Raw genomic sequence first — 9,889 nt, forward strand, 5'->3', positions numbered from 1 at the left:
CGACCCCACTCTGACTAACCAATTAGTCAGCTCGACGCCGACAGGCCGGAAAGCCACGGCCTGCCGTACCGTCCCGACGCAGCCTCACCGCCCATCGCCGCCGCCGCGGCGCGGAGGAGGAACCCATGCATCCCTCGACCACCCGGGCAGCCACCGTCTCCGCTGCCCCGCCCAAGCCGCCTCCCGAGCATCCGGGGGAAGCGCTGCCGGCCCGCTACTACACGGATCCGGCCATCGCCGAGGCCGAGACCGAACGCATCTTCGCCCGGTCCTGGCAGCTCGTCTGCCACGAATCCGACCTTCCCGGCCCCGGCGCACGGCTCACCGCGACCGCGGCCGGGCGCGAGGTGCTGGTGGTCCGCACCGAAGACGGCGCCCTGGCCGCCCACCTCAACGTCTGCCGGCACCGCGGCACCCGCCTGGTCACGGAACCCGAGCCGGCGGGCAAGGCGATCCGCTGCCCTTACCACGGCTGGACCTACAAGCTGGACGGGCGGCTCGTCGGCGCCCCCGAGGCCCGGCGGATCCCCTGCCTGGACAAGCCCCGCCTCGGGCTGCACCCGGTCAACGTCGAGTCCTTCCTCGGCTTCGTCTTCGTCAACCTCGACATGGAGGCGACCCCGCTCGCCGAGAGCTGCGCCGGCCTCGCCGAGGCCGTCGGCCGTTACGCCGGGCCCGGCCTGGAACCCGTCGGCAAGCACCGCATCCACGACGCGCGGGGCGGCGAGCACCAGAACGCCAACTGGAAGGTGATCGTCGACAACTACCTGGAGGGCTACCACGTCCCCGTGGCCCACCCCGCGCTGATGCGCCTGCTCGACTATCAGGCGTACACGGTGGACGTGCGGGAGAACTACGTCCTGTTCGAGTCCCCGCTGCGCGACAAAGCCTCCTCGAACTGGACCGAGCGGCTCTACCAGCGGCTGGCCACCCCGATGCCGGGACTGACCGAGGCCGACCGGCGGGTATGGCGCTACGCCGTGATCTATCCGAACACGCTCATCGACTTCTACCCTGACCACGTGCTCGCGTGGACCGCCCTGCCCACCGCCCAGGACCGGGCGGCGATCCCCGGCGCGTTCTACACCAAGCACGGCGAGAGCGTCCGCACCCGGCTCGCGCGGCGGCTGAACATCCACATCGGCTGGGTCACCAACGACGAGGACGCCGAGCTGGTGGAACGCGTGCAGGCCGGACTGACCACACCCGGTTTTGAACCGGGGCCGCTCTCGCGGCGCGAGGCCGCCGTGGGCTGGTTCGCCCGCCGGGTCCGGGCCGACCTGGAGGGGGACCCGAGGTGACGTCCCCCCGCGCACCGCACACCGCACGCCTCCGGACGGACTTATCCCTTCCCCGCTGACGCACGCTCGCACCCTCCCCAGACCGGTCTTCGCACGGAGTCAGGGCCTCCGTGAGCCGACCAGCCGGTCCAGCCCTGGAGTTGTGCCGTTCCTCGACGGAGAGGACGATCCGTGTCCCCCGAGGTACTCCCACCGACGCGACGCGCCGTGCTGCGGGCAGGCGCCTGCGGCCTGCTCGGCACCGCGGTCGGCGGCTGCGGGTTCATGCCCGCCAAAACGCCCAGCGCCCAGCAGCTCGCCCCGGTCGAACCGCGCGTCGACGGCGATCTCGTCTACTTCAACTGGGCCGACTACGTCGACCCGTCCGTCTTCAAGGGCTTCGAGAAGGAGTACGGCGTCCAGGTCGTCCAGTCGAACTTCGACTCGATGGAAGGCATGGTCGCCAAGCTCAACGCGGGCAACCGCTACGACATCATCTTCCCCTCGGCCAAATGGGCGCAGCGTCTGGTCCGCGCGGGCCGGCTGCGCCGTATCGACCACACCCGACTCATCAACTCCCACGCGATATTCGGCACGTACGCCTACTTCGCCGATCCCTGGTACGACCCGGGCTCCGCACATACCGTCCCGTTCACCGCGTACAAGACCGGCATCGGCTGGCGCCGCGACCGGATCGGCGAACTGACCGGCTCCTGGCGGGACCTGTGGAGCGACAAGGCCAGGGGCAAGGTCTTCCTGCTGGACGACCGTGACGAGGTGCTCGGGATGGGCGCCCTCGAACTCGGCCTGGACGTCAGCACCGGCGACTGCCATGACCTCGACCGCATCACCTCACTGCTGAGCACCCTGCGGCCCCGGCTGCGCGGCTTCTCCAGCGACAGCTACAACAACCTGCTCAACGGCAACGCGGTCATGACCCAGGCGTGGAGCGGCGACATGGCCGCCATGCTCAACCAGGCCAAGGACCCCTCGGTGTTCGGCTTCGAGGCTCCCAAGGAGGGCACGCCGATCAACTCCGACTGCTACGCCATCCCCTGGAACGCCCCCCACCCCGGCACCGCGATGCTGTTCATCGACTACATGCTGCGGCCGGAGAACGTGAAGAAGAACATCGAGTACATCGGCTACCCGATGCCGGTGGCCGGCACCGAGAAGACCTACGCCGCACTGGTCGAGCCCTTCCCCGAGTGCCTCGTCAGCGAGGACGACCTGAAGGCCGGCCTGTTCTTCCGCAACGCCGGCCGCGCGGCGGAGGACGCCCGCGACACCGCCTGGACCCATGTGAAGGCGGGCTGATCCATGACGCTGCTCCCCCGCTCTTCCCGCGCCCGCCGCCGCGGCCCGGACACCACGGGCAACCGCATGTGGACCTGGTTCATGCTGCCGGGCACCCTCTGGATGACCGGCTTCCTGATCGCCTCGCTGGTGCTGGTCGCCGTCCTCGCGGTCGGCACCACCGACGACCTCGGCAATCCACGCTTCGGCTTCGACCTGTCCGGCGTGCGCGCCCTCGCCGACCCCGCCTACACCGAGGTCATGGCACGTTCCCTCGGCTACGCCCTGTTGACGTGCCTGATCTGCCTGCTGATCGCCTACCCGGTGGCGTACACCATCGCCCTGCACGGCGGACGGTACAAACACGCGCTGATCGCCGCCATCGTGGTCCCGTTCTTCGCCAACTACCTGGTCCGCATGTACGGCTGGTCGGTGGTCCTCTCCGACGACGGTCCGGTGCTGCGCACCCTGCGTGCGCTGGGACTCGCCGATGAGAACACGAAAATCCTCAACACGGGCCTCGGCGTCGTCGCGGGACTCGTCTACGGCTTCGTCGTCTTCATGATCATCCCGCTGTACGCGGCCCTGGAACGCCTGGACGTCTCCCTCGTCGAGGCCGGCCGCGACCTGTACGGCGGCCCGGTCCGGACCTTCTTCTTCGTCACCCTGCCGGCCACCCGGCAGGGCGCGGCGGCCGGGCTCGTCCTGGTCTTCCTGCCCGCCATGGGCGACTTCGTCAGCGCGCAGCTCATGGGAGGGCCTGACCAGATCATGATCGGCAACCTCATCCAGGACAAGTTCTTCCAGGGCCAGAACTGGCCGCTGGGCTCGGCGCTCACCATGATGCTGATGCTGGTGCTGCTGATCGGGATGTTCGGCTATCTGCGGCGCACCCGCAAGGACGAGGCGGAGGCTCCCCGATGACCCTGCTGCGTCCGCCCTCCGCCGCCACCCCCGCCCTGCCCGCCGCCCGGCCCCGCGGCCGCCGCGGGCGCGCCGACCGCAGACCGCGGATCCTCATCGCCGTCACCGGGCTGTTCTTCGCCGTGCTCTACCTGCCCATCGCCGTGGTGGCCCTGTTCTCCTTCAACTCCAAGAAGTCCCTGACCGTGTTCGGCGGGTTCAGCCTGCGCTGGTACCGCGCGTTCGTCCACGACGACGTCCTGATCGCGTCGCTGGGCACCAGCCTGCGGATCTCGCTCGTGGCGATGGCCGGTTCGGTCGTACTCGGTGTGGCGCTCGCGCTCGGCCTGGTGCGCTGCCGTACCCGGCTCGGTTCGCTGGCCGGCCTGATCATGCTGGTGCCGCTGATCACGCCGGAGATCGTCACCGGCGTGGCGTCGATGCTGCTGTTCAAGGGCCTCGGCATGGCCCTGTCGACCGGCACGGTGATGCTCTCGGAGATCACGTTCTCCATCTCCTACGTCACGGTCATCCTCCGGTCCCGGGTCGCCGCGCTCAACCCCGAGGTGGAGGAGGCCGCGATGGACCTGGGTGCCACGCGCTGGCAGGCGGTCCGCCTGGTCACCCTGCCGGCCCTGCTGCCCGCCGTGCTCGCCTCCGCCGTACTGATCTTCGCGCTCGTCTTCGACGACTTCGTCCTCGCCTACTTCACCACCGGCGTCGACCCCCAGCCGCTGTCGGTGCGGATCTACTCGGCGATCCGCTTCGGCCTGCAGCCGACCGCCAACGCGGTCGGCACGCTGATGCTCGCGGGATCCATCTGCCTGATCGCGCTGGCCCTGTTCATCCCGCGCCTCTTCGGCCGCCGCGGCGGCCTCGACATCCTCTCCGGGGAGTGACTTCGATGGACGCGACCCCCGCCGTCCGGCTCGACGGCGTATCCAAGCAGTTCGCGGACTCCTACGCCGTCCACCGTCTCGACCTCGACATCGAGGCGGGCCACTTCTTCTCCCTGCTCGGCCCCTCCGGCTGCGGCAAGACCACCACGTTGCGCATGATCGGCGGATTCAGCGATCCCACCGAGGGTGCGGTGCTGCTCGCCGGCGAGGACGTGACCGCGTTGCCGCCGAACCGTCGCAACGTCAACACGGTGTTCCAGAGCTACGCGCTGTTCGACCACCTGAGCGTCGCCGACAACGTCGCCTTCGGGCTCAGGCGCAAGGGCGTCGCCAAGGCCGAGAGCCGCCGGCGCGTCGGCGAGATGCTGGAGCTGGTCCAGCTCGACGGCCTCGCCGACCGCAGGCCCCGTACCCTCTCCGGCGGCCAGCGGCAGCGCGTCGCCCTCGCCCGCGCCCTCGTCAACCGCCCCGCGGTCCTGCTCCTGGACGAGCCGCTGGCCGCCCTGGACCTGAAGCTGCGCCGGCAGATGCAGGTGGAGCTGAAGCAGATCCAGCGCGAGGTCGGCATCACCTTCGTCTTCGTCACCCATGACCAGGACGAGGCGCTGACCATGTCCGACCGGATCGCCGTGATGAACGAGGGGCGCATCGAGCAGTGCGGCACCCCCGAGGACGTCTACGAGCATCCCGCCAGCCGGTTCGTGGCCTCCTTCATGGGCACGTCCAACCTGATGAACGGCACCTACCGCGGCGGCGAGGTCGCCCTGGAGCAGGGGCCGGCCGTGCCCGTCGGCCCCCGCACCGGCATCGCGGACGGCACCGCCGTCAGCGTCTCCGTACGCCCCGAGAAGATCTGGCTGTCGGACTTCGAGCCCGGCATGTCGATGCTGAGCGGCGTGCTCCGGGAAACCGTCTACAGCGGGCCGACCACCACCTATCTGATCGAACTCGCCCCGGGCGTCACGCTGTCGGTGCTGGAGCAGAACACGGCCCGCGCGCGCATGGAGGACCGCTGGAGCGGCGGCGAGACGGTGGAGTTCGGCTGGCGGCCCGAGCACTGCCTGGTCCTGGCCTGACCCCGTACGCCTTCCGCACCGACGAAAGCGAAGCTGATGCATCACGACGTGATCGTGCTCGGCGCCGGTCTGGCAGGCCTCGCCGCCGCCCGGGACCTGGCGGCCGCCGGCACCGACGTGCTCGTCCTGGAGGCCCGGGACCGCGTGGGCGGCCGGGTCGAGCAGACGAGGACGCCCGACGGCCGTACCGTGCAGCTGGGCGGCGAGGTGGTCGGCCATGCCCATACCGCGTACCTGCAACTCGCCAAGGAACTCGGTCTGGAGCTGGTCCCCAGCTACGTCGCCGAACCGGGCCGCATCACCCGGGCCACGCCCGAGGGTGTCTCGGCCGGAGACCCACCGCACTGGTTCGGCCCCGGTGACCTGGTCCAGCACGAGCGACTCGGCAGGGAGTTCGGCGAACTCGCCGCCACGGTCGACCCCGACGACCCCTGGTCGCATCCGGAGGCGACCACTCTGGACCGGCTGTCCGTGGCCGACTGGCTGCACTCTCGGCACGCCGCACCCGCGGTGGTAAGGCTGTGGGAGATCGGCCAACTGGGCCTGGCCGGTGGGTCGTACGAGCGGATCTCGCTGCTGGCGGCGCTGCGCAAGAGCGCGGCGGTTCCCGGCCCTGGCGACTACGACTACGAGGCCTGGGAGGGGCTGCGCCTGGCGGCGGGGTCGGCCACCCTCGCCGAGGTCATGGGCCGCGAACTGGGGCCGCGCGTCCGCCTCGGCTCGCCCGTCGCCGCGCTGGACATACGCCCGGAGCGGTGCACCGTACGCCTGGTCACCGGTGAGGTCCTCACCACCGCGGCCGTGGTGAGCGCCCTGCCGGTGGGGCCGCTGCGGTCGGTCGCCGTCACCGGTGTGAGCGAGGCCCGCCTCGCCTCGCTGCACCGGCAACGTCAGGCGGTCGCCGCGAAGTTCGCCGCCGTGTACGACCGTGCCTTCTGGCGCGCCGACGGCCTGAACGGCCTGTCCGAGTCCGAGGGGGTGCTGGGCAGCACCTGGCCGCAGAACGAGGGCGTGCTGTCGGCGCTGGTACCGCCGGAGCGCTACGGCGTCCTGCTGGGAGTCCCGCCGCGGCTGCGCGCCCGAGAACTGCTCGCCGAGATGGCCGGCATGTTCGGCGACGAGGCGCTGCGGCCGACCGCCTGCCATCTGCGCCTCTGGGGCACCGATCCGTGGACGCAGGGCTATGTCACCCAGTGGCCACCGGGCGAGGTCACGGCGGTCGGTCCGTTGCACGGCGCCCATGAGCCGCCGTTCTACGTCTGCGGCTCCGATCAGTGGGTCGCCGGATACATGGAAGGCGCCGTCCGCACCGGTCGCGCCGCCGCCGAGGAGGCACTGCGCCGTGGCTGAGCACAACCGCCTCACGACCGTCCTCAACCACATCGGCGGCAAGGAGGTACCGGCCGCGTCCGGGGCCGTGCTGCGGCTGATCGATCCGGCGACCGGACTCCCGCACGGTACGGCGCCCCGCTCCGGGCCCGAGGACGTGGGCGCCGCCTGCCGTGCGGCGCAGGAGGCCTTCGACGGCTGGTCGGCCACGACTCCGGCGCAACGGCAGTCCGCGCTGCTGCGGATCGCCGACGCCGTCGAGCGGGAGGCGGCGGCTGTGACGGCGGCCGAGGTGACCGACACGGGGAAGCCGCGGGCGCTGTTCCTGGCGGACGAACTGCCCGCGATCGTGGACGTGCTGCGGTATTTCGCCGGAGCCGCGCGGAACCTGCCGGGCGCAGCGGCCGCCGAGTACACACCGGGGCGCACCTCGGTCCTGCGCCGCGAGCCGGTCGGCGTCTGCGCCCAGATCACCCCGTGGAACTACCCGCTGATGATGGCCGTCTGGAAGATCGCTCCCGCGCTGGCCGCCGGGAACACGGTGGTCCTGAAACCGTCCGACACCACGCCGTCCTCCGCCGCGCTCCTCGCACGGCTGGCCGCCGAGCACCTGCCGACGGGGGTGCTGAACGTCGTGTGCGGCGACCGCGACACCGGGCGTCTGCTCGTCGCCCATCCCGCCGTCCGGCTGGTCGCCGTCACCGGCAGCGTGCGCGCCGGGCAGGAGATCGCGGCCGCCGCGGCGCACGACCTCAAGCGACTGCATCTCGAACTCGGCGGCAACTCACCCGTGCTGATCCACGAGGACGCCGATCTCGACGAAGCGGTCGAGCAGTTGTCGTACCTGTCCTTCTACAACGCGGGCCAGGACTGCACGGCCGCCGGCCGGATCCTGGTTCACCGGCGCGTTCACGACACCTTCCTTCAGGCCTTCGCGAGCCGGGCGGCCCGGCGCGTGCCAGATGCACCCGACGACGCGCACGCCGGCTTCGGCCCACTCGCCCATGGCACCCAACTCGCTTCCGTGCGCGGCCTGCTGGAGCGCCTGCCGGCCCACGCCGAGGTCGTCACCGGTGGCACGGCCCTGCCGGGCCCCGGCTACTTCCATCGGGCGACGGTGGTGGCCGGGGTCCGGCAGGAGGACGAGATCGTACGCACCGAAGTGTTCGGGCCGGTCGTCACCGTCCAGCCCTTCGCCGACGAGGCCGACGCGCTCCGCATGGCGAACGCCGTGCCCCAGGGGCTGGCCGCGAGCGTCTGGACCCGCGACCATGACCGGGCCATGCGGGCGAGCCGGGCGCTGCACACCGGCATCGTCTGGGTCAACACACACGGCACGACCGTTTCGGAGATGCCACACGGCGGGGTACGCCACTCGGGTTACGGCAGCGACCTGTCCCTCACCGGCCTGCTCGACTACACGCAGGTCAAGCACGTCATGCTGTGAGGTCCGCCCGGCCGGTTTCGAGGACCTTGAAGGCGGCCTTCGGCCTCGAACGGGCTGTGGACCTCGTCGGACAGGCGACGGAGCCAGTAGCCGAGGTGGTCGTGGAGTCCGCTCTCAGGTCTCCGGTCGTAGGCCAGAAGCCCGATTCGCCCCGTGGCGGACGTGTGGAAGCATCGACCCATGTCTCACTCCTGGCCCAGCCACCTCGACGTGGGAGCGGTCCGGTTCGCCCGGCCGACCGCGAACTACGACGACGTGCTCGTCTTCTACCGCGATGTCCTCGGCTTGCCGGTACTCGCCCAGTGGCGCGGCCATCAGGGTTACGACGGCGTCGTCTTCGGCCTGCCGGGCACACCGGTGCACATGGAGCTTCTGCAGCACGGCGACCCGCCCCGCATCCCCGAGCCGCACCCGGAGAACCAGCTGGTGCTGTACCTCCGTGGCCCCGAAGCCGTGGCCGCCGCCGTCCGACGCCTCGCCGAGCACGGGCACAGCCCGGTCCCTTCGGCGAACCCGTACTGGCCGGAACACGGCGCGGTTCTCTTCGAGGACCCGGACGGCTGGCAGGTCGTGCTGGCCCCCTGGGTCTTCGGCGAAGAGTCCCCACCGGTCGCCTGAACGCCCGCCGGTCGGCAGGGGCCGGTCACCGAGTTCGTGATGGTCAAGGCGGTGACACGGTGGCGGGTCCATGCGCCTCGGGTGGGGGCCGGGGAGATTCCGGCCCCCGACCCCGGTCAGCGGCGCATCAGGGCGAAGACACCCCAGCCCAGGTACTCGCGTTCATAGCGCGCGTAACGGACGGGGTCGGTGCTGAGCTCCTCCCGGAACGCGGGGGCGAGTTCGTCCTCGGGGTTGCTGTCGAGCCAGCGGCGGATGTTGAGCCACTGGGCGGCGCGGTAGCGGTCCCAGCTGTCCTGGTCCGCGAGCACCATCTCGACCACGTCGTAGCCGAGTGAGCCGAACCGCTCGATCAGTCCGGCCAGCGGCAGGAAGTCCTCGCGACTGCCGGCATGGCAGGCTTCGACGGCCTCCTGGCTCGGCGGGTCACGCCGCCAGAACGGCTCGCCGATCAGGATCGTCCCGCCCGGGCGGAGGCTGCTCTGCAGCAGGCGGACCGTGCCCGGGAGACCGCCGCCGATCCAGGTGGCGCCGAGGCAGGCCGCGATGTCGACCGGGTCCTCGGCGACGTGATCCGAGGCATCGCCGTGGATGAAGGTGATCCGGTCGGCGACACCCAGTTCCAGGGCCCGGGCGCGGGCGCGGGCGGTGAACACCGTGCTGATGTCCACCCCGGTCCCGGTGATCCCGTGGTCGCGGGCCCAGGTGCACAGCATCTCGCCCGAACCGCAGGCCAGGTCGAGCACGCGTGCCCCGGGCGCCGGCCCGAGCGCCCGGCCGAGAACGGCCAGCTTCTGGCTGGTGAAGGGGTTGTGGATGCGGTGGCTGCTCTCGCGGATCGTGAAAGCGCGTGGAAGATCCACTTCGGGGGTTCCTTCGATCGGCAGAGGCTGAGCTGTCTGTCTGTCTGTCTGTCTGTCTGTCTGTCTGTCCCCAACGCGGTCAAGCTAAGAGTCATCACGTAATGAGGTGATGCCCACCCGATGTCCGTGCGGGGCCAGCAGGCCGGGGTGGCGTGCTTGCTCCGTTCGGCCGGCTGTT

General features: G+C 70.9%; 9 protein-coding genes. 8 read left to right on the plus strand and 1 reads right to left on the minus strand.

The annotated features are described in order from the left end of the window. Positions 1 to 125: 125 nt before the first annotated feature. From ACIBJF_RS26655 to ACIBJF_RS26690, 8 genes are all read left to right on the plus strand, one after another. The gene (locus ACIBJF_RS26655) at positions 126 to 1,301 is read left to right on the plus strand and encodes an aromatic ring-hydroxylating dioxygenase subunit alpha (protein WP_399177333.1); all 1,176 of its coding nucleotides are present in this window, start codon (positions 126 to 128) and stop codon (positions 1,299 to 1,301) included. Positions 1,302 to 1,472: 171 nt separating this feature from the next. Beyond that, positions 1,473 to 2,597, plus strand: a complete 1,125-nt coding sequence (locus tag ACIBJF_RS26660) for a spermidine/putrescine ABC transporter substrate-binding protein (RefSeq protein ID WP_399177334.1) — start codon at positions 1,473 to 1,475, stop codon at positions 2,595 to 2,597. Positions 2,598 to 2,600: 3 nt separating this feature from the next. Beyond that, positions 2,601 to 3,500, plus strand: coding sequence for an ABC transporter permease (locus ACIBJF_RS26665; protein ID WP_399177336.1), 900 nt, complete (start codon positions 2,601 to 2,603; stop codon positions 3,498 to 3,500). Further along, the gene (locus ACIBJF_RS26670; protein ID WP_399177339.1) at positions 3,497 to 4,378 is read left to right on the plus strand and encodes an ABC transporter permease; all 882 of its coding nucleotides are present in this window, start codon (positions 3,497 to 3,499) and stop codon (positions 4,376 to 4,378) included. The genes ACIBJF_RS26665 and ACIBJF_RS26670 overlap by 4 nt, the downstream gene beginning before the upstream one ends. Before the next feature lie 5 nt (positions 4,379 to 4,383). Further along, on the plus strand, positions 4,384 to 5,454 hold the full coding sequence (locus tag ACIBJF_RS26675) for an ABC transporter ATP-binding protein (protein WP_399177340.1): 1,071 nt from the start codon (positions 4,384 to 4,386) through the stop codon (positions 5,452 to 5,454). A gap of 36 nt (positions 5,455 to 5,490) precedes the next feature. Continuing rightward, the gene (locus ACIBJF_RS26680) at positions 5,491 to 6,804 is read left to right on the plus strand and encodes a flavin monoamine oxidase family protein (RefSeq protein ID WP_399177342.1); all 1,314 of its coding nucleotides are present in this window, start codon (positions 5,491 to 5,493) and stop codon (positions 6,802 to 6,804) included. Beyond that, positions 6,797 to 8,230, plus strand: a complete 1,434-nt coding sequence (locus ACIBJF_RS26685; RefSeq protein ID WP_399177344.1) for an aminobutyraldehyde dehydrogenase — start codon at positions 6,797 to 6,799, stop codon at positions 8,228 to 8,230. Before ACIBJF_RS26680 ends, ACIBJF_RS26685 begins: the two co-directional genes overlap by 8 nt. Positions 8,231 to 8,410: 180 nt before the next feature. Continuing rightward, a complete protein-coding gene (locus ACIBJF_RS26690; RefSeq protein ID WP_399177346.1) occupies positions 8,411 to 8,848 on the plus strand; it encodes a VOC family protein in 438 nt (145 codons plus the stop codon). A gap of 116 nt (positions 8,849 to 8,964) precedes the next feature. Here the strand turns inward: ACIBJF_RS26690 and ACIBJF_RS26695 are convergent, their stop codons facing one another. After that, a complete protein-coding gene (locus tag ACIBJF_RS26695; RefSeq protein ID WP_399177348.1) occupies positions 8,965 to 9,711 on the minus strand; it encodes an SAM-dependent methyltransferase in 747 nt (248 codons plus the stop codon). Positions 9,712 to 9,889: the final 178 nt, after the last annotated feature.

Source organism: Streptomyces sp. NPDC050743 (genome assembly GCF_044456925.1).
In the GTDB taxonomy this organism is placed as follows: domain Bacteria; phylum Actinomycetota; class Actinomycetes; order Streptomycetales; family Streptomycetaceae; genus Streptomyces.

What these genes read in the sequence shown, in the direction of transcription:
- ACIBJF_RS26655 (WP_399177333.1), top strand. Translation starts at nt 126, where the DNA reads ATGCATCCCTCGACCACCCGGGCAGCCACCGTCTCCGCTGCCCCGCCC.
- ACIBJF_RS26680 (WP_399177342.1), top strand. Translation starts at nt 5,491, where the DNA reads ATGCATCACGACGTGATCGTGCTCGGCGCCGGTCTGGCAGGCCTCGCC.
- ACIBJF_RS26665 (WP_399177336.1), top strand. Translation starts at nt 2,601, where the DNA reads ATGACGCTGCTCCCCCGCTCTTCCCGCGCCCGCCGCCGCGGCCCGGAC.
- ACIBJF_RS26675 (WP_399177340.1), top strand. Translation starts at nt 4,384, where the DNA reads ATGGACGCGACCCCCGCCGTCCGGCTCGACGGCGTATCCAAGCAGTTC.
- ACIBJF_RS26670 (WP_399177339.1), top strand. Translation starts at nt 3,497, where the DNA reads ATGACCCTGCTGCGTCCGCCCTCCGCCGCCACCCCCGCCCTGCCCGCC.
- ACIBJF_RS26690 (WP_399177346.1), top strand. Translation starts at nt 8,411, where the DNA reads ATGTCTCACTCCTGGCCCAGCCACCTCGACGTGGGAGCGGTCCGGTTC.